The organism is Klebsiella pneumoniae subsp. pneumoniae HS11286 (genome assembly GCF_000240185.1).
GTDB classification, from domain to species: Bacteria; Pseudomonadota; Gammaproteobacteria; order Enterobacterales; family Enterobacteriaceae; genus Klebsiella; species Klebsiella pneumoniae.
Genome location: NC_016845.1, coordinates 1,328,891 through 1,354,971, shown reverse-complemented (window position 1 = coordinate 1,354,971; position 26,081 = coordinate 1,328,891). Strand labels below are relative to the sequence as shown.

23 protein-coding genes are annotated in these 26,081 nt (G+C 53.1%); 5 read left to right on the top strand and 18 right to left on the bottom strand.

What is annotated here, in order from left to right:
* Positions 1-82: 82 nt before the first annotated feature.
* The 4 genes from KPHS_13080 to KPHS_13050 form a co-directional block, all read right to left on the bottom strand.
* Positions 83-1,417, bottom strand: coding sequence for an arginine/agmatine antiporter (locus KPHS_13080; protein ID YP_005225608.1), 1,335 nt, complete (start codon positions 1,415-1,417; stop codon positions 83-85).
* 365 nt (positions 1,418-1,782) lie between these two features.
* Positions 1,783-3,351 carry a transcriptional activator of cad operon gene (locus tag KPHS_13070; RefSeq protein YP_005225607.1) on the bottom strand — a complete coding sequence of 523 codons (1,569 nt, stop codon included), beginning with the start codon at positions 3,349-3,351 and terminating at the stop codon, positions 1,783-1,785.
* 292 nt (positions 3,352-3,643) lie between these two features.
* Positions 3,644-3,916, bottom strand: coding sequence for a DUF1471 domain-containing protein (locus tag KPHS_13060; RefSeq protein ID YP_005225606.1), 273 nt, complete (start codon positions 3,914-3,916; stop codon positions 3,644-3,646).
* Between the two features lie 100 nt (positions 3,917-4,016).
* Positions 4,017-4,937, bottom strand: a complete 921-nt coding sequence (locus KPHS_13050; protein YP_005225605.1) for a lipid A biosynthesis lauroyl acyltransferase — start codon at positions 4,935-4,937, stop codon at positions 4,017-4,019.
* A 510-nt stretch (positions 4,938-5,447) separates the two neighbouring features.
* Between KPHS_13050 and KPHS_13040 the strand changes: the two genes are divergently transcribed.
* Complete coding sequence (locus tag KPHS_13040) at positions 5,448-6,314, top strand: GNAT family acetyltransferase (protein YP_005225604.1); 867 nt, start codon at positions 5,448-5,450, stop codon at positions 6,312-6,314.
* Between the two features lie 22 nt (positions 6,315-6,336).
* Here the strand turns inward: KPHS_13040 and KPHS_13030 are convergent, their stop codons facing one another.
* From KPHS_13030 to KPHS_13000, 4 genes are read right to left on the bottom strand one after another with little or no spacing between them, the layout of a single operon-like run.
* A complete protein-coding gene (locus tag KPHS_13030) occupies positions 6,337-7,362 on the bottom strand; it encodes a putative fimbrial biogenesis outer membrane usher protein (protein ID YP_005225603.1) in 1,026 nt (341 codons plus the stop codon).
* 1 nt (position 7,363) lies between these two features.
* A complete protein-coding gene (locus KPHS_13020; protein ID YP_005225602.1) occupies positions 7,364-9,799 on the bottom strand; it encodes a putative outer membrane protein in 2,436 nt (811 codons plus the stop codon).
* Positions 9,800-9,809: 10 nt separating this feature from the next.
* The gene (locus KPHS_13010; protein YP_005225601.1) at positions 9,810-10,505 is read right to left on the bottom strand and encodes a pilin chaperone; all 696 of its coding nucleotides are present in this window, start codon (positions 10,503-10,505) and stop codon (positions 9,810-9,812) included.
* Positions 10,506-10,563: 58 nt separating this feature from the next.
* Positions 10,564-11,124 (bottom strand): fimbrial protein, encoded by a 561-nt coding sequence (locus tag KPHS_13000; protein ID YP_005225600.1) that lies wholly within the window; start codon positions 11,122-11,124, stop codon positions 10,564-10,566.
* A gap of 471 nt (positions 11,125-11,595) precedes the next feature.
* On the opposite strand from KPHS_13000, the gene KPHS_12990 reads away from it, so the two are divergent.
* Both KPHS_12990 and KPHS_12980 read left to right on the top strand, forming a co-directional pair.
* A complete protein-coding gene (locus KPHS_12990) occupies positions 11,596-12,258 on the top strand; it encodes a two-component regulatory system response regulator (RefSeq protein ID YP_005225599.1) in 663 nt (220 codons plus the stop codon).
* Entirely contained in the window at positions 12,236-12,541 is a 306-nt protein-coding gene (locus tag KPHS_12980) for a hypothetical protein (RefSeq protein ID YP_005225598.1), read from the top strand. The genes KPHS_12990 and KPHS_12980 overlap by 23 nt, the downstream gene beginning before the upstream one ends.
* 52 nt (positions 12,542-12,593) lie before the next feature.
* Here KPHS_12980 and KPHS_12970 read toward each other — a convergent pair whose 3' ends face one another.
* Positions 12,594-13,898 (bottom strand): putative citrate synthase, encoded by a 1,305-nt coding sequence (locus KPHS_12970; protein YP_005225597.1) that lies wholly within the window; start codon positions 13,896-13,898, stop codon positions 12,594-12,596.
* A gap of 45 nt (positions 13,899-13,943) precedes the next feature.
* The gene (locus KPHS_12960) at positions 13,944-14,084 is read right to left on the bottom strand and encodes a hypothetical protein (protein ID YP_005225596.1); all 141 of its coding nucleotides are present in this window, start codon (positions 14,082-14,084) and stop codon (positions 13,944-13,946) included.
* A gap of 324 nt (positions 14,085-14,408) precedes the next feature.
* Here KPHS_12960 and KPHS_12950 point away from each other — a divergent pair, with 324 nt between their 5' ends.
* Positions 14,409-14,579 (top strand): hypothetical protein, encoded by a 171-nt coding sequence (locus KPHS_12950; protein YP_005225595.1) that lies wholly within the window; start codon positions 14,409-14,411, stop codon positions 14,577-14,579.
* 78 nt (positions 14,580-14,657) lie between these two features.
* Here KPHS_12950 and KPHS_12940 read toward each other — a convergent pair whose 3' ends face one another.
* The 8 genes from KPHS_12940 to KPHS_12870 all read right to left on the bottom strand — a co-directional run bounded on the left by KPHS_12940 (position 14,658) and on the right by KPHS_12870 (position 25,530).
* Positions 14,658-15,059: a hydroxyisourate hydrolase gene (locus KPHS_12940; protein YP_005225594.1), complete on the bottom strand. Its 402-nt coding sequence runs from the start codon at positions 15,057-15,059 to the stop codon at positions 14,658-14,660.
* 1,490 nt (positions 15,060-16,549) lie between these two features.
* Positions 16,550-20,902, bottom strand: a complete 4,353-nt coding sequence (locus tag KPHS_12930; RefSeq protein ID YP_005225593.1) for a hypothetical protein — start codon at positions 20,900-20,902, stop codon at positions 16,550-16,552.
* 36 nt (positions 20,903-20,938) lie between these two features.
* Positions 20,939-22,063 (bottom strand): tail fiber protein, encoded by a 1,125-nt coding sequence (locus KPHS_12920; protein YP_005225592.1) that lies wholly within the window; start codon positions 22,061-22,063, stop codon positions 20,939-20,941.
* Position 22,064: 1 nt separating this feature from the next.
* Positions 22,065-22,652: a DUF2612 domain-containing protein gene (locus KPHS_12910; protein YP_005225591.1), complete on the bottom strand. Its 588-nt coding sequence runs from the start codon at positions 22,650-22,652 to the stop codon at positions 22,065-22,067.
* Complete coding sequence (locus KPHS_12900; protein YP_005225590.1) at positions 22,645-23,877, bottom strand: baseplate J/gp47 family protein; 1,233 nt, start codon at positions 23,875-23,877, stop codon at positions 22,645-22,647. Before KPHS_12900 ends, KPHS_12910 begins: the two co-directional genes overlap by 8 nt.
* Positions 23,878-23,884: 7 nt before the next feature.
* Entirely contained in the window at positions 23,885-24,241 is a 357-nt protein-coding gene (locus KPHS_12890; RefSeq protein YP_005225589.1) for a hypothetical protein, read from the bottom strand.
* A gap of 67 nt (positions 24,242-24,308) precedes the next feature.
* Positions 24,309-25,247, bottom strand: coding sequence for an antirepressor protein (locus tag KPHS_12880; protein ID YP_005225588.1), 939 nt, complete (start codon positions 25,245-25,247; stop codon positions 24,309-24,311).
* A 106-nt stretch (positions 25,248-25,353) separates the two neighbouring features.
* Positions 25,354-25,530, bottom strand: coding sequence for an Arc family DNA-binding protein (locus tag KPHS_12870; RefSeq protein YP_005225587.1), 177 nt, complete (start codon positions 25,528-25,530; stop codon positions 25,354-25,356).
* 217 nt (positions 25,531-25,747) lie between these two features.
* Between KPHS_12870 and KPHS_12860 the strand changes: the two genes are divergently transcribed.
* The gene (locus KPHS_12860; RefSeq protein YP_005225586.1) at positions 25,748-26,008 is read left to right on the top strand and encodes a hypothetical protein; all 261 of its coding nucleotides are present in this window, start codon (positions 25,748-25,750) and stop codon (positions 26,006-26,008) included.
* The last annotated feature ends 73 nt before the right edge of the window (positions 26,009-26,081 follow it).

The window sequence follows — 26,081 nt, the reverse complement described above, 5'->3', positions numbered from 1 at the left end:
AGTCAAATCTCCAGATGTAGAAAGCCCCTCCCGTCGCGTGATGACAGGTGATGGAAGGAGCCTCAGGAAAACGGGTTGCTGATTAGTGCGCGTTAGCGGTGGTGTTGTTATCCGATGCGTTGTTCTGGCGCTGGTGCATTTTGCGACCGTAGAACATCAGGATAATCAGGCTAACGATGAAGGTGCCGGCCAGTTCGAAGGAGCTTGCGCCCATCAGCGCGATGAAGCAGAACACGCAACCCAGTACCGAACAAATCAGGCTAACGAAGTTACGGATGTTGATGCCTTCGAAACGAATCAGGTCAACACAGGAGTAGAAGTAAGGCAGCATGGTCAGCAGTACCGCGATACCGGTCAGTTCGCCGAACAGGTCAGAGGCTTTACCACCGGCGGAGTTCATCAGGGTAATCAGCACCATCAGCGCGGTCATTTTCACTGCGGCCAGCAGCAGGCCTTTTTTCGGAATACCGTTGTTATCAACTTCGCCATACACTTTCGGGAAGTTACCGTCGTTGGCGGCACGTACACCGGCCTGGCCAACCAGCATCATCCACGAGCCCAGAGAAGTCAGGCAGGCAAAGGCGGTGAAAGCGGATACCATCGGTGCAGCCCAGCCGCCGAGGATGGTAGAGGCGCTAATTGCGAACGGCGCACCGGACGCGGCCATCTGAGAAGCAGGATACATACCGGCGATAACCTGAGTCGCGGCGATATAGACGATACCGGCCATCGCTGTGCCCAGCATGGTAGCCAGCGGCACGGTACGTTTCGGGTTTTTCACCATCCCGGTACTCACGGCGGCGGATTCTACGCCAACGAAGGCCCACAGGCAGAGCAGGATACTTTTAATAACCGCGTGGCTATCGGTGGTGCTGGAGGTATTCCAGTTCGCCTGATAGGTAGCGACATCAAACCAGTGCCAGCCGACGACCGCGGTCATGACTACCGGAATAAGCACCAGTACCAGACCAATGGTGGTCAGACGGCTGACCCAGGTCCCGCCAAGCATATTAACGAAAGTAAAGATCCACACGATGGCAATACAGGCAATACCTGCTGGCACCGGGTTATTTAAAATTGGGAAGAACGTAGAGAGATAAGAAACTGCGGTAATCCCGATGGCCAGGTTACCAATCCAGTTTGCATGATAATAAAGGACACCGGTCTGGAAACCGAATGCCGGAGATATTTCGCCAGCGTAGGCAATAGGACCGCCCTGCTGCGGGTTTTTAGTGGCCAGTCGGGCATAAACATAAGCCAGAGACATCGCACCAATAATTGAAATTACCCAGCCCCAAATGGCAATACCACCGATGCTGGCCAGGTTCGCAGGTAATAATGCAATCCCGCTCCCCATCATATTACCGGCGACGACACCGGTACAGGCAAATAGCCCGATCTTCTTGGCAGAACTCATGGTTGTTTTTCTCCTAAGTTTATTTGGGAGGTACAGATCATGATACAGAACCATTAATTGACCCGACCAACTGCCAACAAGATTACTGATTTGTACGAGATAAGTCCTAAAGATAAAGTGATATAAAAACAAACATCAGACAAATGATATTTTGACCTTTTTCGCTTAACATATAAAAATGACAACAGGGTGTCATAAAAAGATAAACATCGTTGAATTACAGTGAGTTAGAAGAAGGAGAACGTGTTATCTGACTGTTATTTAAAGCCTCCTGAATGCTAAATAAAAATAACAACAAGAGGCTTCATGAGAAACATAAATTTAACCTCACCATGTCCAAAACCTTGCACATGATGAGGGTTTACTTATTCTGAAGAGAGAAAGTTGTCGAGATATGGAACTACTCGGTTAACCGATGTCTGGAAAACCCCATTTTCAATCCAGTACAGGGTATCTTCGCCAGGACGTAAATTAAACGCCGTGATGTAAGAATCGGCAGCCAGACGGTTCTCACCTTTCATCTCATAGACTTTCCCTAACAGCACATAATTTAGCCATGACATCTCTAAATCAATCGCACTATTAATTGCGGTATTTGCTTCGTCGACTTTGCCCTTCCCCAATGAATCCACCGCTTTTATTTGATAATAAATCGCCATGTCTTTTATACCCGGCATCGCCCCTACCCGCTCGAATTCACTGTAGAGGGCGGCCAGCTGTTTATCGTCAAGCGGCTGTTGCGAATGGCGCAATACATCCACCAGCGTTTTTTCGGCATAGGCGTAAATAAAATCCGGCGCCCGCTTAATCACATCATCCAGCAGGCTACTGGCCTTACTTAATGAATCGACATCGCCCTTCATTAACAGCTGATGCGACTGGTAGAAATAGGTTAACGCCACGCTTTGCGAGGGCTGATATTGCCTGAGCATCGCCTGCATTCGCGCCGGCCACGGCTGCGCCAGGGCATCCGACAGGCTGTTCATCAGATCGTTCTGGATGGTCAGCTGGTTATCGTTGGTCACAAAGTAGCGCTTATCCAGCATCGTCGAGCTGTCGGCGTTGTCCACCAGCTGGACCGACATAAAGCACTGCTGCGCCCGATAATGGCGCTGATTAACGAACTCAATGGTCAGCGTTTTGCCGGAACTGCTTGGTTCATTGATGTTGTAGTCCGTTTTGTCATGCACCATAAAGGTCGAGAAGGTGTTCAGCGAGGTGGTGATCAGGCTGGCCAGTCCTACGGCGTAGGAGTGCTGCGACGACCAGTTAGCGCAGGAGTTGCCATTCACCAGGTGGATATCGATATCGCGCGGATTGAGCAGCAGACGCGCCTTGTTGACCGGCGGCCGCGATTCCATGCTCGACAGCGCCACCAGCGCCACGCAGGTGCCCAGCGCCAACAGGAACAGCCCCCACACCAGGGCGGTAGTGAGGCGCTTGCGGCCTGACGGCGCGCTGGCCACGGTAGGAGCCGGTGGCGGCGCGGCGGCATCAGGGAGAGGGACAGAGACGTCGGATGGCGCACCGGCGGCCGGCGGCGCAGGAACGGCGGTCGACGGCGAAGGCGTCAGCGCCTCCATCGACGGGGCTAGCTCCTCCCCCTCTTCGGTGCACCAGATCACCGGCACCGTGAGCTTATACCCCCGTTTGGGTACCGTCGCGATGTACTCAAGGCTAACGTCGTCGCCGTCTTTGAGCGACTTGCGCAGTTCAGAAATACTCTGCGTGACGACGTGGCTGGTCACAACGTTCCGGGTCCAGACGTTTTCGATAAGCTCGTCCCGGCTAAGCACTTCCCCCGGATGGCGGGCAAAAAAGACCAGAAGATCGATTAAACGCGGTTCAAGGGTAAGCTGGCGCCCCTTCCTGCTGATTTGGTTTACAGAGGGGGTTACCAGCCATTCACCGACGCGAACAACAGGTTGTAGCATACAAGAAAGCCCCAGACAAAAAGGGAAAGGCGCGATGATAACACATTTGTCCTACCTATTTTTGCCAGGGGTCACTCCCTCAGGCATTAGGCCGGAATTGGCTCTTTATTAATAATAAAAAGCAATAATTCATTAACATCGTGATCATGAAATCTATATATAGCGATAAAAACGCATTTCCGCTGCCGCTATTGCCTAAGGCAATTCCGATAGCAGAAAAAAATAAGCCCGGAGGCTTAACGCGCTCCAGGCTCAGTGCGTTGCGCGCCGATACGGCACGCTTTAAAAAAGGTTATTTATACACTTCCGCTGTGGCTTCAAAGTTAGGGCCATGCTCACGCGCAGCGGTGATCACGTAGTACTTTCCGCCTTTCTCATCGGCCAGCTTGGAGAGCTGATCGTGCAGATCGGAAGGCGAAGAGAATTCGCCACCGGACGGCCCCACCGAGATCGGCCCGACTTTGGTCAGTTTGAAGTGTTTCACTTCTTCTTTGGTAATCAACTGCGCGGCGGAGGCGCCAAATGCAACGGCGGAAAGGGCTAACGCGACTATCACTTTTTTCATCCTGCAATCTCCTTGGAATTAGCCTTCAGTCAGGCCCTTTCAGTATAGACGGCGATTTACTAAGCGTGCTACCGATGCGCTTATTTTTTGGCCGAGGCGTTCAGTAACGCGGCGGTACTCCTTCCGGGCGGGTCTTAAAGCGCCGGTGCAGCCACATGTATTGCTCGGGCGCCATCAGGATGCACTGTTCGATAATCTGATTCATCCAGGCCGCCGTAACCTCGGCGCTCGCCAGCGGCGGCGTGCGCTCCGGCGTCAGGGAAATCAATTCATACCCCATGCCGTTGGGCTTGCGCCGCGGAACAAACGGCACAATCGTCGCCCCGGACATTTTCGCCAGCATCCAGGTACCGGTGGTGGTCGCCGCCTGTTCGACGGCAAACAGCGGGGCGAAGACGCTGCTGGCCGGACCGTAGTCATGATCCGGCGCGTACCAGAGAATTTCCCCCTCTTTTAGCGCCCTGACCATCCCTTTCAGATTTTTTCGATCCAACATGGTCTTGTTAGAGCGCAAGCGTCCCCAGGTTTGCAGCCAGTCAATCAGCGGGTTATCGTTGGGCCGGTAGACGCCAATGCCTGGGGTAAACATGCCGTACATTCGCGCACCCATTTCGAGGGTCAGAAAATGGATACCGATCAGTAAAATGCCCTGCTTTTCTTCCAGAAGCTCCACCACCTCGTTAACGCCGCTGGTCTCGGTCCAGCGCGCTACCCGGTGCGTCGGCCAGAACCAGGCCATGCCGGTCTCCATCAGCCCCATGCCCAGCGATTCAAAGTTTTTCACCAGCAGCGCCTCGCGATCGGCGGCGCTCATCTCGGGAAAGCAGAGTTCGAGATTACGTCTGGCAATCCGCGCGCGGCTTTTCATCACCCGCATTGCCAGCCGCCCAAGCGCCGTTCCCAGACGGTAGATCACCGGATACGGTAATTGCACCAGCAGCCACAAAAAGCCAATTCCCAACCACAACAGCCAGTAACGCGGGTGCAACAGCGCGCGGGAAAATTTGGGTAAATTTGACATAGTAATCCTGTTAATTCACTCAATAATAGCTGAGCAAAAACCGCGAAATAAAGTAGCGGATCCTGCACGTAGTATTTTTCCAATTCGTGCGGTAATACTCAATCACAAAGCGCGTTATTATAAGCCGATTCCAGGATAAATTCAGCCCTTACGCTGGGGACTACTCTATTATTAGACGCAACGCGTAAAATTTCCTGTTTAATGCATAAATAAATAAACCTAACCTCTACGGCTCGGCCGATTGTCGATAAAATAGCCAGTACATTTGCCTCAGCCTCTCGACCAATACCTCTTTTACTCACGCTTTATTATGGCGGTAGCGAATGCAAACAGGCCGTTCAGACCGGTCTGACACGGTCAGCATGCGGTTATTTGTGACTGGGGCAAAGGTTAAGCATCGACATTGCTGATCCTTTTCCCAGATATGCTACGTTTACAGCGCTCATTCGACGCAAGTGCCTTTGCCGACGTCGCCGCTTTCAGAAGCCATTGTGAGAAGGAACTATGACAATGAATTATCAATTAGTGAAGCAAGTCAGAGAAAATAACCCATTAAGAAAAAGCTTCATTGACCTTGCCGTTAAGACTTTTGACCTGTCTTTTGAAGAGTGGTATCAGCAAGGTTACTGGACCGATGCCTATATCCCCTATGCTTTTGTCGAACGCAATAAAGTTATCGCTAACGCTTCGGCCAACATCATCGACCTGCGCTGGCAGGGCGAGCCCCGGCGTTATATTCAGATTGGCACCGTGATGACCGAGCCGGACCACCGTAATAAGGGATTAGCCGGCCAGCTTATCCATCACATCCTGCAGGACTGGCAGCAGGAGGCGGACGCCTTCTTTTTATTCGCCAATCCCACCACGGTGGATTTTTACCCCAAATTTGGCTTCACCCGCAGCGAAGAGTATCAATATATTATGCCGGTCTCCCCGCGAGCCGGTGATTTTCGTAAACTGGATATGGACAGCCCTGACGATGTCGCCCTGCTCCGCCATTACTATGAAAAATCCAACCCGTTCTCACCGCTGCGGGTGGAGCATAACTTTGGCCTGCTGATGTTTTACTGCTCAGCCTTTATGAAGCATTTTGTCTATTACTCGGCAAAAAATGAGGCGGTGGTCATCGCCATGCAAAACGGTCCGGTGCTGATCTGCTTTGATCTGTTCTGCGACGTGGGTAAGAGCCTGTCGACGCTGGTCAACGAACTGGCCGATGACCACGTTTACCAGGCCATCCTCGGTTTTACCCCCAGTGAAGACCGGCTCGGCGAGTATGAGAAGATAGAGGGAGAAGATATCCTCTTCGTCTATGACCAGAAGGAAAACCTGTTTAAAGACAGGAAGTTGATGTTTCCTTTACTGGCGCATGCCTGACGGCGCCGCGCCGCCAGGCAGATCAGTTATAAGTCACCACGAAGGTCGCGCTGGCGTTCGCTTCGCCCGCAGTCACTGCGGGCTGCGTCTGGATATAGCGGGCCTGATAGGATAAACGATAGTTCGTCTGACTGCCTTTTTTCCCGGACCAGACCTGGCTCACCTGGTTTAGCGGCACCAGCGAGCCGCCGGCACTGAGGATCTGCACGCCAAGTCCGGATGCCCCTTCAGGTTGGTCATCGATTTTAATCACTTCGTTGGCGGCGACAGCGCTGTCCACCGTCGCGTTAAACTGCATAAACACGCTGCCGACATTTTCACAGTTCGTCAGGTTGATGTTAAAAGGAACCGGGGCGGTGGTGCTGTTGAGCCCGGTAAATGCGGTTTTGTTATGCCGTCCGAGGAAGACGTTAATGTTTTTACTGTCGTCAGTAATCTTGCAGGTGGGTGATTTGACCTGAATACAGAGCCCGCTGACGCTGAAGCGCATCGCCTGTACTCCGCCAAGATAAATATCGCCAAGGTAATCATTAAGGCAATATTCGCCCGGCAGCGGTAGACCGCCGTTATCGGCAATCCGCCAGAAATAGATGGTCGGTTTTTTATTCTCCGCCTGAAATGCGCGCTGGCCGGAAAATACCGGCGCGGAAGGCCAGGCCGTGAACAGGGGATCGAAATTAATGCCATCCTGTTCCCCCATCTGAAAGCTGTAGCCGATGCCCGGCAGGCGGTCGATGCTGTAGATATCCCCCGGCTTGCCGTCTCCCGCCGGGCCGACCCGGGAACCGCCAATGCTCTGAAACCCGCCGGGCTCGCTGCCGCTGCAGGCGATCTCCCAGCGTTCGTTATTAGTGATAATCATCCCTCCGTAGCTGTATAGCAGGGAGCCGATGGGGAGATCGCTGACGTCAAGGTTGATACTGGCCTGGCTGACGTTCACTGAATACTCGATAGTTTTGCCACTGACCATCTGACACGCTGCCGACAGCGAAGCGCAGTACCCGCCGGCCAGCAGAAGAGGTACCCCTGATGCGATGATTTTTTTCATATTACTTCTCCTTTATTCCCGGCCGGCAGACCTGATGCGGCGTGCCGCTGCTAACCTGCTGCACCGCGTCGTCGCGGATGGCATAGGCCAACCGGCAGCGTTGCCCGCTGCGTTCGCCCCATACTACCGAGACGCTGCCGTGGTCCTGCGGCACCCGGGCATACAGCAGCCCGCCCTGACCGACGGCGCCAACCGCCCGACCGTTGTCGTCGAACACCTCCGCGCCCAGCGGGGGCGCCGCGCCATCCGGCAGCGTGACATGGGCAAACCAGGCATAGCCGGTACGCGTGACAAATTTGACCTTCACCGCCGCGCCCGAATCGGGCACCACCGTCGTGCTGCTGGAGACAATCTCCACATGGTCGTTCAGACCCTGCGGATCGAGATCCAGCCAGTTAGCGGTAAAGGGATCGAGGTAAGGGATGATCGTAAAACCCTGGCGGTTAATCGGCTGTCCAAGGCGGTTAGCCACCCGGGCCCCCACCGCGCCGGGCGCTTCCACAATGGCGAAGGTTTCCCCCAGTTCGGGGGTGGCGGTCATGCCGCCCTGATGCGCTACCAGGGCGCCCGACGCCCCCAGCGAGTACTGCTGCTGATGGCGACCGGCGCTGGCGCTGGCGTTCAGGTACGCATAATCCGTCCGCAGGCTACCGTTGGCCGCAACGCTGGCTTCATTTGGGTTCTCCCGCGGCATGTCGTAGCTGGCGGTCAAACCGTAGCTGAAGGCGTTTTTCTCGCCTGCGCTGCCGGTATAGCTGGACTGCAGCTGGCTGCCGTAGTTTTTATCGTGGTTAAAGCGGGTGGTCAGGCTGCCCGCCTGCCCGAACGGCAGCGAAAAGGAGACGCCCACCACCTGATTATTGCGGTGATGGATATCCTGGCTCTGCTGGGCATACAGATAATAATTGAGCTGACCATAGCGGTTGGCATAGCCCAGCTGATATGAGCGCCAGCGGTGGTGGCGGACATCCTCACTCCAGATTCCGTTAAATGACAGACTGCCGCTGCCGGCCTGCTGAGACAACGTCGCGCTGTAGCGGGTCATCTCCCGCCAGTCGTTGGGGTGCCGGTCGTGCTCCCAGGCGGCATCGCGAATGGAGCGATAATTGCCGTCGTTGCTGTGGCTCATCGAGAGCAGCATTCGCGTATCGGATGTAAACGATTTTGATGCGGACACCCGCCAGCGGTAGCCCTCCTGCCAGCCGTGCTCCCTGCCCTTCGCCGCAGAACGGGAAAGATCGACCGCCAGCGCGCCCCAGTAGGTATTGAAGGCGCTGCCGACCAGCGTCGAGTAATAATCTGTCGTCGCGTTAGCGCCGGTATAGCCGCTGATATAGTCATTGAAGCCGTACTGCAGCGTGGCTTCGCCAAATCCCGGCCGCCCGGCGATCCCGTCCTCATCCAGATAGCCCAGCGACAGATCATAATAGACCGCGCCTGCCTGCACCAGGCCAGGCAGCGTGGCGTACGGCACGGTAAAGGTGTCCTGACTGCCATCCGCCTCGTGGATCGTCACCTGTAAATCGCCGCCTGCGTTGGTGGGATAGAGATCGTCGAAGGTGAATTTGCCCGGCGGAACCGTTGCCTCGTACAACAGAGCGCCGTTCTGGGTGACCGTTACGCGGGCGTTGGTGCGCGCCACGCCGCTGACCGACGGCGCAAAACCGCGGCGAGAGCCCGGCAGCATGCGCACATCGGTAGCCAGCCTGCCGCCGATAAAACTGACGCTGTCAAAGAAGGTTCCGTCGGTCCATCCCTGACCCAGCCGTAACGTGGACGCCCAGTTCACTACACTTCTCTCAGCCCAGGTGGCAATGCTATCCCAGTGCGTATTCCCTTCCTGCGCCTGGTAGCTGGACTGGTGATGTAACCGCCAGCCAAAGGCGCGCAGGCTGGCATCCAGCCCGAGATAATGATGGCTGCTGGTGTCCCCGTCGACGATGCTCTGATAGCTATTGGCCTGGTAGCGCAGCACCGCGGCGGGCACGCCGCTATCCACCTTTTTCAGGTTCACCGCCCCCCGATAATGGGGTTGCAGCAGCGCCTGGGGCATATTTACCCGCAGGACGTTTTCCCCGCTGTCATACTCCCAGCCGATCGCCTTATCGATCTGCGAAAAACGCAGGCAGGTGGCCGCGGTTGGCCACTGGGCATCCTTCAGCTGCAGAGCGTCGAACAGCGAGGGTGAGATGCAGGGCTCAAGCTGGCCATCGTGTTCCTGGATAACAAACGTTTCTTCCCCCAGGTCCCGGCCATTCACCGAGAGCGTGCTGCGGTACTGTCCGGCGTGTAGTGGATTACCGTATTGATATTTCTGGAGATCAACCTGCGCGGCGCCGTGCAAATGGGCGCGGTTAAAACTAAACGCCTCTGCCGCCCATGCCTCCTGCCAGGGAAGGAGCAGCATCAACCCAACCTTGATCTCCCTGAATTTCATAATAATGTCCTTACTGAGGATAATTATGATTCACTACCGCGCCGTAATCATTGATGGTGGTGAAGCTGAATTTGGCTGGCAGCGTGCGCAGCGCGACCCCTTTAGGCGCGATCTCCAGCGAGGAAAACGGGGCGACCATGCCGGCAGCGTGTTTTTTTCCGTTAAGGGTGATGCTGTCGATGGTGATATAGCGCGCTGAGGCATTGCTCACCCGCAGCCCGTTGCCCGTAGGAGCCAGCGCCCAGCTCAGGGCTTTTTCCGCGGCTATTTTTTCCGCCGCCACGCCTGCCGGACGGTAAAACAGCTTGATACGCGACCGTATCGCGAGCTGCAGGTAATTGTCAGTCTTGCCATTTTTCGGCTCAGGTGGGATATCCAGAAGATTGAACCAGAACAGCGATTCCCGATCCTGCGGCAGGCGGCTGCCGTTAAACACCAGGCGCCAGCTCTGGCCTTTTCCCGGTTCGATGCGCACAATCGGCGGCAGCACAATAAACGGCGCCGCATCCTTTTCCGGTTGATTTTGCACGCGGCCATCGTCGACCCAGACCTGCGTCAGAGAGGGGGTCTCCCCCATATTGGTGGCCCGGACGGCGATCTCTTTTTTGTCGCCGGAAAAAATAATCCGTGTGCCGTCAATAACCATGCTGGCGTCCGCCGAGGGTAAATAGCTGGACAGCAGCAGTGCCAGAACCATACGCCGCATATTCACCTCCTCCTTGCCGGGTGGATAAACGGCCCCTGAACGGGGCCGTGGACAGGGGTTACGGATAGACCACCGTAAAGTTGACGTAGGTAGCGACTTTTCCAGCCGTAGCGGCGTCGGTCGCATAGTAGCGGGCATAGAAAGGCAGCGAGGCGGAACCATCCTGCTCAGCCACCGCCACCGGGATCACGTCCGGGCGAGCAATGGTGCCGTCTGCAGCGACCGCCGGGGTCTCCGCGAGGTTAATCGGCGTAAACCGAGTGTTCAGCAGCTCCACATCGACGTTTTCTGCTTCCGTGCCGTCAGACAGAGTGTTTTTTAGTCGACCCTCCGTGGAAACGTATTGATCTTTCTCGAAGTACACCGAGACATCAGCCCCTGGGGTGCAGCTCGTCAGATCGATGGTGAAGGGAACCACGCCCGCCGTTTCACCCGCGCTGCTGAGCGCTGAACGCTGGACCGTCGGTAGGGTTACCGTCTTGTCTTTATTCACTACCGTACAAGTATTTTCGATGACTTCACCATTAAAGGTGACTTTGCCATCAGCAGCCTGTGCCGCTACCGGAGAAAGCATCATCATCACCACGAAAGATGCCATTCCTCTGCTGTATTTTTTCATCTTCACTCCTCATCACCACGCTTATGGAGAATCGTTCAGGAAATACCCTGACGTACTTTATACGTACAATTTATTAATGCTCAGTCCATTGGATTAACCTGTTATCTTTTAACCCCTTCCCTGCACTGACATCCTACTCACTTCATTATTTATTATTCAAATTCGCCACCAGGACCATTTCTACTTTTTATAGAAAAGTCTTAACACCACTTTGAAAAAGAAATAAAACTGACGCACAATAAAAACACAACTCACTGTAAATAAAAGGTAATTTTTATTTTTTATTTTCTAAAAAACATTCGAGAAATGCGATCTAACTATCTCACCCTCATTATTAACCACCTCCTCCCACGTTCTCCCCCCCTGGATTGAAAGCGCAGGGAGTATGTTATTTCAGGTGGGTATTCTCTACAGTAAATTGTCGAATCAGGCAGGACAGCATGCACAGCGTATTTATGCCAGGAGGTCATTATGTTGATCTGCATTGCGGATTCAGAATATTTTAATATTGCCCTGAAAGCGTATATTAATGAACCAAACAGCAAGCCTCTGGATATTAAAGAAATACTCTGTTACCCGTTTAGTGGACAGAGTGAGATGTTCTATACTTTTTTTGCGACCGATGCCGGAGCCCGGCTAAGCACCATCCTTATTGATTACAGCAGCGTCAGCATCGAAGTACTGCAGGTCGCGCTCAGTTTAAAATCGTTTAATCCCCTGATCCGGATCTTTATTTTTGCCAAATCAGGCTACCCGTTGAGCGAGCTCGAACGCAGCCTCGCCATTGTGCTCGGCGCAGAGTTCATCACCAGTTTTGCCGGGCTCAGCGCTGCCCTTGCCCGCGGTCCGCGCTTGACATCGCCCCCCGCCGACAAGCTCTATATCGCCATACCTGACAGCTATAACCTGACCCGTAAGGAAACTTTTTTAATCAGCCTGCTGATGGGGGGAATGCCGTTGTGTCACGTGGCCAGCACCATGCAGCTCACGATCAAACGGGTCTACTACTACCGTTCACGCGTCCTTAGCAAGCTGGCGGTGAAAAATAACGTGGAACTGATGAACAAAGTTCAGGGGATGGTGTTGCGCCACTACCGACAGGAGACAGGCCATGAAATCGTATCTCTACGCTAAAAATCGCCTCATGTTGATTATCCTGAGCTGGCTAAGCGCAGACGAGGCGTTGCCATCTCGTCATGATTTCCAGCAGACTGAAACCATCCTCAGCACCCTGCATATACCGTATGTGCTGAAGCCCGACCTTGATCAACTGAGAGCTACGCTACAGCAATTACTCGCCACGCCCAGGCCGCAGGCCTGTGAGGTAGGCGCTTTTCTCAGCGCCCTGTTGGCGCTGTATACCCGGTTAACCGAATATACCGCCGTCGAGCACTATCTGCTCTCCCGGCATCTCTGAGTAGTAACCCGCCTGGGCAGGAAGACGCCGCGCGCCTCCTGCCTGTAAGGCATTACCTTAGCTCAGCAGACCGCTCGCCGCGTCGGGAGACGTAATCCCGATAGCCCTCGCCAACGTAAATCTGCCGTGGCCGGTAGATGGTCAGCGGCGCCTGGTGCATCTCGTTCCAGTGCGCCACCCACCCGACCGTCCGACCGACCGCGGTGACCACCGCAAACATCGACGAAGGCAGATTCATCGCTTTAAGGATCACCGCGGTATAGAAATCCACGCTTGGCGACAGGCCATTGTCCACAAAATAGGGGTCGGTCAGCGCCACGTCCTCAAGGGCCATCGCCACCTGCAGCAGGCGGTCAGACATGCCTACCTCCGCCAGCACCCGATGGCTGGTTTCACGCAGGATATCGGCGCGCGGGTCACGGTGACGGTAGCGCGAGTTGCCAAAACCCAGCCGGCGAAATGCCTGCGGATCGCGCTTCGCCTGGCGCAGAAACGCCGGAACCTGATCGACGCTTTCAATCTCCTCCAGCATTCGCATGCTCGATTCATTTGCTCCGCCATGCATCGGCCCCCACAGCGACGCCAGCCCGGCGGCGACGCAGGCGAATAAGTTCGCCCCGGAGGAGCCCGCCGCGCGCACCGTAGTGGTCGAGGCGCACTGCCCGTGATCGGCATGCAGCACCAGGATCTGGTTCATCGCCTGCTCGATGACCGGATTCAGAACATATTTCTCCGCCGGGATAGCAAACAGCATCTGCAGGAAATTTCCGGCATAGGAGAGATCGTTGCGCGGATACGCGGCGGGTTGTTCAATGGTGTACTTGTAGCTCATGGCGGCGATAGTGGGCATTTTCGACAGCAGCCGGGTGGCGGCCAGCGCCCGGTGCTGCGGATTTTCCACATCCAGTACATCATGATAGAACGCCGCCAGCGCCCCCACCAGGGCGCACATCAGCGCCATCGGGTGCGAATCGCGACGAAAGCCGCTGCACATGCGGGCTATCTGCTCGTGGACCAGAGTATGGCGGGTGATGGTCTCGCGAAAGGTTTGATAGCTGGCCTCATCCGGCGCGTCACCGTTCAGCATGATGTAGGCCACTTCGAGAAAATCGCACTGGCGAGCCAGCTGATCCACCGGATAGCCGCGGTGCAATAGCACGCTGTTTTCCGTATCGATCCACGAGATCGCCGACTGGCATCCGGCGGTGTTGGCGAAGCCGGGGTCATAGCTGCAGAATCCGGACTGATCTAGCCCGCGCATGTCGACTCCCACCGGCCCCCGCGTTCCCGGCACCTGCGGCAGGGCGAGGGGCGGTTGTTGTCCGGCAAAAGAAAGCGTTAACGGTGTAGTGCTCATCCTGTTATTCCCCCAGCAAGCTTATCAGCGACCCGAAGTCATTCTTCAGGCGGAAAGACCAACATAACCAATGTGATGCAGCTTATTCATTGATGTCATCACTATAACCCTGACAAAGAGGATATTTTGCTGGCCTTCACGGGGAAACAGGCCGTCTTTCCCCAGCCCACCGCCGGATAGCGGCACAAATCGCCAAGGATAAAGGCGATCATCGCTGTCAAAATTTACGTTGAGTAAAGAAAGGATGAAGAGGAGCTACCATGAATTTTGTGCTGTCGATGACCCTTATCTGCATCGCCATCGCCTGGCTGATGATGAGCCTCCTGCCGGTGTAGATGCACCGCTAACCGCCACGCCAGTGGTCTGGATAACCCCTCCTTCAATTGATTTCCGCCGTGGTCTTCGCCTCAGAGGTTTCAAAAGAGCCATATAAGAAGTACTGGTTGCATATCAGGCTGTTGCGTTTTCCCGCCGAGGGGTAGGCTAAAGGCCCACTGTTAAGGAGGTGATATGTCTGGACTGATCAATCCACATGCGGCCCCGGAAGAAGCAGCCTATGCGCTGCTGATTGAGCTCGTTCGCGCCCAGCGCGTGCCGCAATATGAAGGCGAAATTTCCGGCCTGCTGGCGATGTACGACGAAGCCGTTAAACACTTTAAAGAGAAAGAGACCGAGCGTTAGGCATGGACATCGTGGTGCGAGAAAAGCGTGACGCCTGCGGAAGCCGCGCAGGCGTTGGCTGGATAGCGGCTTGGGTCATCAGCTGCCGCGGTAGGTAGAGTATCCGTACTGACTGAGCAGCAGCGGGATATGCAGTTTTTGATTTTGCTTTGTGACATTGAAAATAACCGGAATCACCGGGAAGAACGTATTCATATTTTGGCTTTTAAAATAGTCACCGGTTTTAAACGTCACTTTATACACCCCCGGCTCCATATTCTCCGCCTGCGGATAGAGCGATTTAATCCGCCCATCGGCATCCGTTTTACCGGTGGCGATATGCTGCCAGCTCTCCCCCTGCTGTTTATCCAGCTCAATCTGCACCCCCGGTGAAGGGAGCCCGGTTTGCTGATTAAGAATGTGTACGCTGAGCGTCCCCTCTGGCGCCGCCAGCGCGCTGAAGCTGAGCAGAGAAATTACGGAGGCGATAACTAATTTCATAATCGTGACCTTATTGGGCAAGTGAAAGTGCCCTAACTATAGTCAGCGCGGCGGGGAAAAAAATTAAACTTTTTGTTATCAGTTTGAGTTGATGGGTACTGTCTCCACACACAACACGCTGAACCGGTTTCCTCGTAAGAAGAGGAAGTGTCTTATGAGTAGGTAGCCCCGTGCTCTTAGTAACAGGATACGGTGACACTAAGTCTATCAGGCAGGGGAAATAGATTTGCTGGGTTCAAATATCACAAGGTAAAAAGATATACGCCGTGGCCTCTGCCGCCTCTACCAGAACAGTGCTTACTGCAAATGGGCTGCAGTATTCGAAATAATCATTTAATATTATTTAAACTACTATTCCAGTGTAAGTAATCACCTGGTTCAGATATTGATCGTTATCATTGATTCTCTTGTCGCCACGCCTTAACCATCTCCTTTGTTACCTCTTTCTTGTAGCAAATAGGTGAGTACCCACCAGCTTTGCTCCAGGCACTGCGGCCACCGCACGAGCTGCCGTTCCGGGCGGTATTGAAGGGACAGGCACAAGTACCGGGGTAGGATGCGACAGAATCATCAATAATCCTTTGACTGACCTGATCATCGCTTAAGGAATTCGATTTGGCGATGGAAATATCTGATGCAAAGACGCAAACAACAGCGAATACGGAGATGGCGACGAATTTGATGTTCATTCGGATCTTTCCAGGCAGTGGATGAACATCGAGGGTATGCTTTCAAATAGTGTTCAATATTGATCTATAACAACTGTACTTCACGCCAGCTTAAAATGCGATATTTAACCCAGTCAGACAGAACCTAAAGCTATAATGACTATTAGCCTGTTACCGGCAACATATTTTCACATTCCTGCAGAGCGCTTATTCTGCACTCAGCTATAACCAGCATTAACCATTCTGTTCGATATTACAGAGCAGTAATGCTGTACTCTGACTGGCCATCGTCCGACAGATACTACAAGACATTAGAATCATCGAAATGGTCCGTCGATATGCTCACCTGGCACCTAACCATTTAACTGAGCACGCACGTCAAATTGACTCAATTTTTGCAAATTTTTGCAGAAGATGTCCCAAATATGTCCCACAAGGAAAAATCAGCGACTGGAGGAAGTTGATAAGTGATTGATTATTAAATGGCACGCCCTACAGGATTCGAACCTGTGACCTACGGCTTAGAAGAAAGTAGAGCGTTAAATAACACACTGTAATCACACATTTTTTCCGCGTTCGCATCCGGTTTTGTGTCGTTTCGTGTCGTTTGAATACATCCATGTCTTTATCGTGCATTCCTGTCACGCCACATCTACGACACAGAAACCACTAGCTCTTCCATTCATCGACAGCAACTAAACAACCGCATTGTCCTGGCGCACATCGCAGATAGTAAACGTCACGACGCCGATGACAGTAACATCGTCCAGGGCTTATCGTCGCGAGATCATTCAAGCATTTTTGCCTTCCATGGCGTCAGTGCTACTGGTTGTTATCCAGCCAGTATTGCATCCATGCGTCGGCCATAATATTGCAGGCAAACGTATACTCTGAGAAAGTCGTGGATATCACCGAATAAAAATCCAGATCCCACAGCTTGATCTGCCCGTCGGTATTCGAACCACCATACTCATCAAACGCATCCATCAGGCGCTCAGCTGCTTCGAGGCAGGAGTTATCACCAGAATGCAGGAGAGGGTACAGCATGAATCCAACCGTTGTCGGCTGCCCGCGACGCGATTCGGCTATGCAGTAGTCCACTTCCTTCAGCCCACCGTAACCCGATACAGCATTTAACGCATAGGTTTCCATGTTAAGGACCGATGCCCGTCCCGCTGCTTTGCATCCGATCAGGTAGTTGTTCCAGGCATACATCTGATAATGCAGATAGCGACGCTTCGGAACATTCTCAGTGACGTTATCGGTAATAATGTTTTTCACCCCGGCAAAATACGTACTGGATGAAAACTGACCGTCAACCATCGTCATCGCCGTAGCGTAGCTCCCGGAGGTATCCAGACCCGCAGCATACGCCATCGCCCATGAACGGAACGCAGCAGCATAGAAGTTGCTGTTTGCCGAACCGACCGTACCGAATGCCGAATAGCAATCCGCCGCCAGATTGCCGATGGCCACTTTCAGTTCGGTTTGTTTTTCCGTGTCACCATTCAGCACCGCGAGCTTATAGAGCCACCACAGCGGAGGGAGTACCAGGCGGGAGGCAAACTGCAGCGACTTGGAATCAGCTGCGTTTCCGAGGTGAATGTTGCCGATACTTCCGTACCACGTTGTCGCCCACGCGGAGAACTTCGCATACACCGTCTCAAACGAGCCGATTTTCAGATGCAGCATGCGCACAATATCGCCGGCAATGGTGTTGAACATCCCGCCGCCGTTGTCGGTACTTGTCGCATCCAGCGCATTCCATGCCGCAATACCGCTGATAGTATCCCCCAGACGACTCATCAGTTTCGCCTGCCTGAATCGCGGGTAAATTGAGTCGCGGGAGGCAAACCCAACCACCGGATTTAGCTCAACGTTGGACAGGGCTGTCGTGTCTGAAATGCCCTCATTCAGATTGACTGCAAAGACCACGGGCCAGGCCCAGCCCGCCGGAGCGCCAAGCGTTGTGGTTGTTGCTCCGTATGTCGACCCGGCCACCCACCCACCGTCAAATCTGACATAACTGGAGTTAATCGTCATTCCTGCAACTGGGGGGCGGTTTCCGAGTGTTGAAATCTCGGCGGCATCGCGACGAACGTCACCGCCCGAATTCAGTATCGAAATTGAGCGCTGAACTGAGTTATCAGTCCAGATAGCGTTATATTCGGTGCGATACGACTTGGTCGCTGACGTATTTAGCTGCATTCTTGTCATGCAGCCGAAAAGTGCATTTTCAGCCAGTTCTGACTGAAGTCGGGCCACAGAGTGAATTTGCACATAACCGTTTTTAAATACCCGCGTGCGATATTTGTGTTTCAGCACCCCGGCGGCGATGGGCACATTCCCTGATATTACCCCATTAATAAATGACGTCTCAATTTCAGTAAACACAGGACCGTCACTGATAATTTTATACGAATAATCAGTGTAATTCGCTGCGACGATAGACCAGGCGGTCCCTGTGCAGGAGATATACAGTTGCTGACAGATATTGGTGTAGTTGCTGCCATCCCGTGTCAGTTTGTACGGGAGCCAGCCGACAACGCTGTCAAATCTCACTTCAGTGCCATCATCTGCTGTCACTAAAAGACTGGTTGCAGTTTCCCGGTTAGTTCGGCGGTAGGAAGACGCGTCCTGTTGAGTCGGATAAGCCTTCAGCAGATATTTTTTGGACGAGTTAGCCGGAATATCATCAATAATCAGCAAATCACCGCTTCGCAGCGAGCCATCGGCCCAGTAGCTCAGGTTTCGTCCGCGGCGGGGGTTAAAGTCCTCCTCGCCAGCCCACTGCGCGGGGTACACTGTGCCATCCGTATCTGTCACTACAATACAGCGATCGTCAGGTACTTCACCCGCCTGGAATTTGCATTTAATCACTACAGGACGGTTCCCGCTCGCGTAATCAGTCGTGTTATTCGCTACAACTTCATAGCGTCGATATGTCGTTAAATCGTCAGTCGTCATTTTTGGCCCGTTGAATGTGCCGGTTAATGTTGCGTTCCCGTCAGTCGTCAGGGTGACGGCACCACCGGCGAGTTTAAAAATGTTGCAGAAGGTTTTTGTTGCAGATACAGATGTGACCTGACTGAACACGTACCCCGCCAGCTTATCCACCACATATTGAATAACCCCTGCGGTGGTCAGCGCATAGCCTGCTGCCGTGACGTCCGCATTCATCAGGGCAACAATCAGGCTGCCTGTGGCCGATTCATACGTGATACCTCGCGTGGTACCGGTAAAAATTGTTGACGGCTGGTACGCGTCGAAATACCCCGCCCTGTCCCGGATGATCCGCTTTGTGTCAGCAGGAAGCGCCCCGGGAAGTGTTGTGGGGATTTTGAACGTAGAACGGCCTGTTTCGGTATTAATACTCAGTGTGTTGAGTGTTAACGGCTGAAACACAAAATCGACATACGGCGTTGTCAGGACGGCGCCAGCGGTAGATTCGCCTTCCAGCAGAGTTATGCTCTGTGAAGTACCAAGTCCGTCGGTCATCGTCATGACCAGGCGACGTACGTTAGTGGAAAGTGACAACTTATTCAGCGTGAAAATACTGCCGCCGTTCATCGTGGCGCTATAAGACACCTGTGACCCAAAGTTACCCACTGAACCGATATTAGTCTGGTAATCCTGCAATTCGAGATTGAGTTCACGCAATCTGTCAGCGGCATACGCCTGGGCATTTGCAGCAATATTCACGGCATTGGCGTCTGACTGCATTTTCCCCACGTCAAGAGACAGTTTTTTTGTCACCTGAATAGTCGCCGTGCAGTTCTGGTCTGTGATGACAGAAACCTCTCCCGCCTCAGAGAAAAAGAGGGTGTATTCCGGTAGCGTCTGCGATTCAGTAGACTGCTGGCTGAGTATCAGTCCACCGTACGTGTCCCAGAAATAATTCTGCGCACCATCTGTGGTGTCATCATACCCCGCTGAGGTCATCGCCGAACGTGAGACAGCGACATACAGGAGCGCATTAGCCGCGTCAAATGCCAGCGTGTCACCCGTATAGGTGTATACCGATGACGACACACCGATAGCAATAGAGTTTTCGCGGTCACGCAGCACGCGCCCTTCTGACGAAGAATAAGATTTCGGCAGTTTAATCGAGCCTTTTAGCACCCACGTATTAACTTCGCTTGCAGAAACACTATCAACTGTAAATTGACGCATCGACACGTCAAAATATGGGGTAGTTAACACGCCGTCTGACAGGGATTCGCCGCTGAAAAAGCCTCGCTTAAACAGCGTTCTGCCTGCACCGGTAATAGTCATTATGCAGGGTGCTGTCGCAAACGAAGTAGAAAATGACGCGATTGATATCAACGTGCGCTCAGCGTAGGTTCCAGACCCACTCAGAGCAGATGAGCCACCGGCAGAGAATACGGCCAGATACTGCGTGAAATCAGCGGCTAGCGTGCGACGGTCCTGCATACTCATGCCGTGTAACTGGTTATCACGGACAGAGGAAGCGGTTGCCACCTGCCCAGCCGCAATCAGTGCCTGGTTAACTGAATTCTGTGACGGCATTTTCCGCCCGGTAGGCTGCAGCGTCCCGGCGTTGTTAATAACCTCAACCGCAAGAGCGCTGTCATCAGAGCTGCGGTAATACGCTGTTGACCCCACCGGAATATTTCCAGCGTCTGCATCCGCCTGCGCAGCCGCTAGAGTAGGAAATTCGCGGATTGTCCCGGTTATAGCCGAGGTGCCTGGCTGCTTCGCCTGCAATACGGCCACGCCTGCTTTGTTTTGATACTGCCATGCAGCGGAAAGTGCATCTGGGCCCTGGGCTACCCAGAACGACTGGCCGTCGGTCGTTGCTGCCAGCCCTGCAATAGTGCCATCTGGATCGCTGGCAGTCTTATAGAACGTGAACTTATTCTGTGCGTAGTCAGAAGCGTTATCTGCATACTCTTCAGCCTGTGCTGCTGAACCTGCGGCTGCAGTTGCCGATTCGGATGAGGCTGCGGCCGAAGTAGATGAATTTTGCTCAGCAGTTTCTGCGGCGCTCTTCGCCGCCTCTGCCGCTGTGGCTGCATTAATCGCTTCCTGAGTGGTGGCGCTAATATCCTGATAGCCCTGCTGGACCTCGATAAGGTACTGTTTTGCCTCTGCGGCACTCACGGCTGCCTCTGCCGCGAACTGCGCCGTTTGCTGTGTGTCGGTAGTTGCCATGCCTAATCCTGAACTTATTAATTGAATTATTGCGAGTTAGTATTTAATGCACGCCAGCAGCGCTACGTTTCGCGGCCTTACTGTCTGCAGTGGTGAACCGCTTACGGCTCCCTCCGTTATTTTGTATCTCAAATAAGTTGGTTGGTAGGTGCTTCGCCCGTCATCATCGAATACACCGGTGATTAATTCACCATTCACGCCGCCAACGTATGGGGAAATACTTGTTGACCTCTGCCACGATCCTAAATCTCGTTGCGGGTCAACTCCGCGCCCGTCATCCCATCCGCGAATGAACTCGCCGCGCAGATCTGGAAGGTTGAACGTCGTCGAACCATCGCCCGCACCGAAAGTAGTGCCAATAGCAGCGAACAATGCTGCATATGTAGTTCGAGAAACAGCATCTCCGTTTGCTTTTAGCCAGCCGGTAGGGGCTGTGCTTCTGGCAGTATATTTTATGTCTCCGGGTTGGCCAGGGATGTAGGCTTCATCAATTATATTTATTCCGTCGCAAAATATGCGTGAAACGGTACCTGGAGTAACTACCACTCCATTTCCTGAACTTGTTCTGCAGGTAACGGTAAAATTTCCGGTGCAGTTATTATGAATAACCCATTCTTTTATCCAGGATGGAAAAATTATATTTATATTTGCCGTTAATGCTCCATTTAGAAATATTCTTTCCTTTGCAGCCTGCAGTGAAGACAGTGTGATATTAGAAGATGAAAGGCCGGTAATTGATGTAATTCCGTAAGCATGTTGAGGGACCCACCCAGTGGGTTCTCCATAAGGAGATTCAGGGTTAAGGTTATTAGCATTATTTAGATTCAGCCATTGCCCTGAGTAGTCTGATGATGGAATTAATGCGCCTTTCGGATAGCCTGAAATGGCCGTTCTGAAATCCGCGTTAAAGGGATATCCCATCCCGGCATCCGACCATTGCAGGCGCGTGTAAACGTCATTAAAAATTCCGTTAAAGTCCTGACCTCTTGGCGGCTTACCGCCGGCAGAAAGAGCAATACGGGTCAGCGGCGGGAAACCGGAATCCATCGCCGCCAGGCCGTCAGCCAGCGTTTCAGAGGTGGAATTGACCGGGATCGTGTTTTTGTCGCCGCTCGCAGAAAATACAACCGTCAGACGTGACGGTATGGCTGAATTATTCAATTCAGACCTCCTGAACGATGTTAACTTTTACCCCTGAAGGGGAAGGAAGCGCGCCGGAGCTTTGCACTATGGCCAGCTCCGAATCGGAAAGCTGGAACTCAAATACGTAGCTCATGACATGGTTGCCATCGTCACGCACGTAAGCCCGCCCGCTGGCGCCGAACATGTACATCAGCATGCGATTCATGACCGGAACGGTGCAGTCGCTGATGTTCGCCATCGCTTTGCACATGATCAGCTTGCGGTATGCATCATTGGTCAGGACCACAGTGTTCGTGTCCTGCACGCCGGTATAGAAAGGCGCCTGGTTAAAGGGTTGCGGGTCGGTGAGTTCTGCCGGGGTGCTGGTCGCTTCGCCAAACCCCAGAAACTGCTGGGATGGCGTCACAGTCAGCAAACGCTCTACATCAACGATCTTACCCCAGCACATCAGCCCGTAATCACCACAGGTCTCGATGTTGAAAACGAGGTCATAGAACGTGTCTATCCAGTCCTCTGGCGCTACAGAAGCGTTAAAGGTATCAATCAGTGACCGCAGGCTGGTTGAGTTCACGTACTGCGCGTAGATCGTCCAGTCGACATTATTCACTTACCGCCTCCGTTATGATGTTTGTCGTATCGAGGGTCGGTTCCTGATCTATCCCCATAGTCAGCGCACTAGACCAGGTGGTTCCGTCCAGAGAGATCTGGACCGAAAGAACGTTCATGTTCTGTGCATCAAGCGCCTGAATGGGTCCGATATACCGGCTGCCATAAATTCGCGCGCCGGCACGCGCCCGGGTGCCGCCATCTGCGCCGGTAAAGGCATTCAGGACGACCGTTCTGATCTGCGCGTTGATATCTGACGGAAGGCCATCATTTGCCTCGTATTCCACCTTGATATGAACACTCACCGCGTCCAGAGTTTTCCACCTGTAGGTGTACTCCGGATAAGGGGCGTCATAATTTTCGGTATCCTGCACGGTCCCGGTGGTGTCACCGTTCATAACGATGCCCGGGGGAAGTTTTTTATTGATGGCCGCTGCAATGTCTGCCACTGCCCCGCCATAAACCCCGATATAAATCGAGCTGGCCAGCAGCGTGTAATTCGTGGAACCTTTGTCGACGGAAGTGGGCTCTTTGTTGTCGATCACATAAACATCAAGCACCCCGTCGACTTCCAGGACAGCAGCCCGCACAGCCGCTGCTGTGTTAAAGGCGTTACGTGCCACTGACTGGCGACGGCGATACTCAAATGCAGATCGCCCTTCAACATTCGAGCCCGGTACACCCGCGGTCTCGTTGGTGATACTCGACCAGCCACTTACCGCGACATAGATGTTTGTCAGGGTGCCGATGGGACAAGCTATCGGCCCGGTAGTCAGGTTCTGGAACTCGATCTTTACCGTCCCGTCGGCGCCTATCGTTCCGGCCGCCAGGGACACGTACATATAACCGTTATCGTCGGTTGCATAGGACTGCGCCGGGATCACCGTCCCCGGTACGCCGGAGCATGTGGCCGTTACAACCGTACCCGCAGCAGCAATGCGATCGAGGAAGTAAATCCTGCCGATGCCATCCTGAAATCTGCCGGAGGAAAAGTCCGGGTTCATGTTGTTGACGATAGCCAGAAGCTGATCGTTCTTGTCGGCGATGATTGCAGTATCAGTGACAGCCAGTTGCCCCTGCGGCGTCTTGAGGTTCGTGCTCATCGCCGTCCCGAATGCAGAACCAATATCTGCTATACGCCCGGCAAGAATGTCTCCCTCATCTGGAACATCAAGGCCAGTGGTAGAAAAGGTCACGGCCGGTACCGCCGTAGAGATTGTCGTCATTTTTTCCTCACAGGGTGACGCTGGAATCCAGGCCGTTGGTATCCACGATCGCAATAACGCCGGTAGTGCGGCGCGTATCGCGGTTGTTAATCAGCGTCGGCTCAGCGCGCGCGATATAGCTCATCCGCAACGCTTCAACCTGAAGCGCGGCCGCCATGGCGCCGGTGCTGGCCTTAACGTTCAGAAGCTCTTTGTAATTAACGCCGGTGTCTTTTTCATAAATGCACTCGCCGCGTATAGCCAGGCATGCCGTCGCTACGTCCTGAGCGCAGGCGTAGGGATTTTCAACCGTGGCGATATTACCCAGCTCATCAAGGACAAGATCCCAGGTATCGGGGTCGAGTTTGAGAGATATTGTTTTCATGGATTTCGCCCATAAAAAAACCCCGCCGAAGCGAGGTTTATGATGTCTACGAAAATTTCGTAGTTAGTTAACCAATCAGATATTCAGCCTTTCCGCCGCGGAACGAGATGGTTTTATTCTTCGCCCGGCGGCAAGCATCTGCGATAGCCTTCATACCGTACTCGACATTACCCAGATGTTTGCGCATCGCCACAATTTCAGCCTTCGGCGCCGACACATCAAAGCCGGCCTCTTCCAGAACGTTAATCAGGCGAATAGCTGCAGATGTCGAGTTGTCACCACAAAGCATCTCCATCGTCACGTCAAAGGACGGGGCTGTTAGAGACTTCCCAAATGACAGGTTGCCACTGCGAACCAACGGGTTGTTATCGATCCACCATTGAAGCGGAATGTTTACGTCAAACTTCGGCTCTGGCAGTGTTTCCTGCTTGCCAAGGAATTCCCCCTCAAGAGGTACGCGCGCAGCGATAGAAAGGGCCTCGGTAAACTGGTCGTCGCTGATTTCTTTGTAACTGCAACCAAAGTGAGATTTCAGTGAAGACCACATGGTGATCATCGCTTTGGCCTGATTCTCTTTCGGCAGCGCCTTGCCGCGAGTCATTACCAGTTGCTTAATGGCTTCCTGCTGCTCAGGGGTGATTTTGCCGGGTAGTGACTTTTTAGCCTTGCGCGGGTTCTTAACCTCGCCTTTAGTCCAGTACTCGTAAAGAACGTCGTCGCACTCTTCCTGGTAGCGAATGACGTTATCGCGAATTTCAGGACGAACTTTGTTGGGACTGATGCTGTTCAGCCAGGCTGCCAGCTTGCGCAGGGCGAGGCAAATCATTGACTGAATACCACCAACTGAGGGTATGGTGATTTCCACCATACCTTTGTAAAAGCGCTGAGAAATCTTTTTGTGCTGAGATTTCCAGTCCAGCCCCATCCCCTCAACAATCGGTTTCATCGGCGTGTAGGCCTCGCCGTTATGCTCAACTACAAAAAGAGAGTTGCCGTAGAAAGGCACGTTGATTGTACGATCTGCAATTGCTAAACTAGTCATGTCAGTTTTCTCGTAGTTAACTGGTAATTTAGAAACCTCAGTCGTTGGCGCGACTGGGGTTTCGTCGTTTTTAGGCGCCGAACATTTTCTCATCGTTTTTTAAGCTCCAAACCAACCGCTGAACGATCGCTGCATTCAATGACAACCCCTCTTCTTCTGCTTTTTCCTGAACTGCTTTCTTGACTCTTTCCGGCAGTCTCAGTGAGAACTGCTCGATCACGCGCTGGCTATGTAACAGGTCTTTCATATTCTCCTCCGTTTTAGCACCAAACCAATTTGGAACTAGAACCAATTTAGCACCATTTAAAACAATGTCAAGTTGGTGCTATTGTTTGTCGTCGAAATTGAAACTTTGAGGACTTATGAGCAAATTCCCTAGCCAAGAAATGGACAGGTTTAATGTAAGGTTGCCTGTTGGCATGCGCGATGCCATAGCCGATCGCGCTAAGCGGAACGGCAGGTCTATGAACTCTGAGATTGTCCAGATCCTTCAGGATGCGCTGGAGACAGAAAAGCTGATAGCTGAAACCGACATTGTCGATTTTGACTCAACCCAGGCGGCTCTGGATTCAAAATCCACGCCAGAGGAAAAAGCTGCGTTTCTCTCTGAGCTTGAGAAAAGAGATCCCTTTACCGCTGCAATTCTTCGCGAGGGAGAGGAACATAACAGAAGGCTTGCTGCAATCCTTGGGAAGCGCATGGGTTATCTTGACAACGATAAATAGCAAAACCTCTGGAGAACATGATGGAATGGATTATTGGTGTAATCGTAATAGTATTTCTCGTTAACCTTTTCAA

Coding starts and splice junctions, on each gene's coding strand:
- KPHS_13080 (YP_005225608.1), bottom strand. CDS start 1,417: ATGAGTTCTGCCAAGAAGATCGGGCTATTTGCCTGTACCGGTGTCGTC.
- KPHS_13070 (YP_005225607.1), bottom strand. CDS start 3,351: ATGCTACAACCTGTTGTTCGCGTCGGTGAATGGCTGGTAACCCCCTCT.
- KPHS_13060 (YP_005225606.1), bottom strand. CDS start 3,916: ATGAAAAAAGTGATAGTCGCGTTAGCCCTTTCCGCCGTTGCATTTGGC.
- KPHS_13050 (YP_005225605.1), bottom strand. CDS start 4,937: ATGTCAAATTTACCCAAATTTTCCCGCGCGCTGTTGCACCCGCGTTAC.
- KPHS_13040 (YP_005225604.1), top strand. CDS start 5,448: ATGAATTATCAATTAGTGAAGCAAGTCAGAGAAAATAACCCATTAAGA.
- KPHS_13030 (YP_005225603.1), bottom strand. CDS start 7,362: ATGAAAAAAATCATCGCATCAGGGGTACCTCTTCTGCTGGCCGGCGGG.
- KPHS_13020 (YP_005225602.1), bottom strand. CDS start 9,799: ATGAAATTCAGGGAGATCAAGGTTGGGTTGATGCTGCTCCTTCCCTGG.
- KPHS_13010 (YP_005225601.1), bottom strand. CDS start 10,505: ATGCGGCGTATGGTTCTGGCACTGCTGCTGTCCAGCTATTTACCCTCG.
- KPHS_13000 (YP_005225600.1), bottom strand. CDS start 11,124: ATGAAAAAATACAGCAGAGGAATGGCATCTTTCGTGGTGATGATGATG.
- KPHS_12990 (YP_005225599.1), top strand. CDS start 11,596: ATGTTGATCTGCATTGCGGATTCAGAATATTTTAATATTGCCCTGAAA.
- KPHS_12980 (YP_005225598.1), top strand. CDS start 12,236: ATGAAATCGTATCTCTACGCTAAAAATCGCCTCATGTTGATTATCCTG.
- KPHS_12970 (YP_005225597.1), bottom strand. CDS start 13,898: ATGAGCACTACACCGTTAACGCTTTCTTTTGCCGGACAACAACCGCCC.
- KPHS_12950 (YP_005225595.1), top strand. CDS start 14,409: ATGTCTGGACTGATCAATCCACATGCGGCCCCGGAAGAAGCAGCCTAT.
- KPHS_12940 (YP_005225594.1), bottom strand. CDS start 15,059: ATGAAATTAGTTATCGCCTCCGTAATTTCTCTGCTCAGCTTCAGCGCG.
- KPHS_12930 (YP_005225593.1), bottom strand. CDS start 20,902: ATGGCAACTACCGACACACAGCAAACGGCGCAGTTCGCGGCAGAGGCA.
- KPHS_12900 (YP_005225590.1), bottom strand. CDS start 23,877: ATGACGACAATCTCTACGGCGGTACCGGCCGTGACCTTTTCTACCACT.
- KPHS_12890 (YP_005225589.1), bottom strand. CDS start 24,241: ATGAAAACAATATCTCTCAAACTCGACCCCGATACCTGGGATCTTGTC.
- KPHS_12870 (YP_005225587.1), bottom strand. CDS start 25,530: ATGAAAGACCTGTTACATAGCCAGCGCGTGATCGAGCAGTTCTCACTG.
- KPHS_12860 (YP_005225586.1), top strand. CDS start 25,748: ATGAACTCTGAGATTGTCCAGATCCTTCAGGATGCGCTGGAGACAGAA.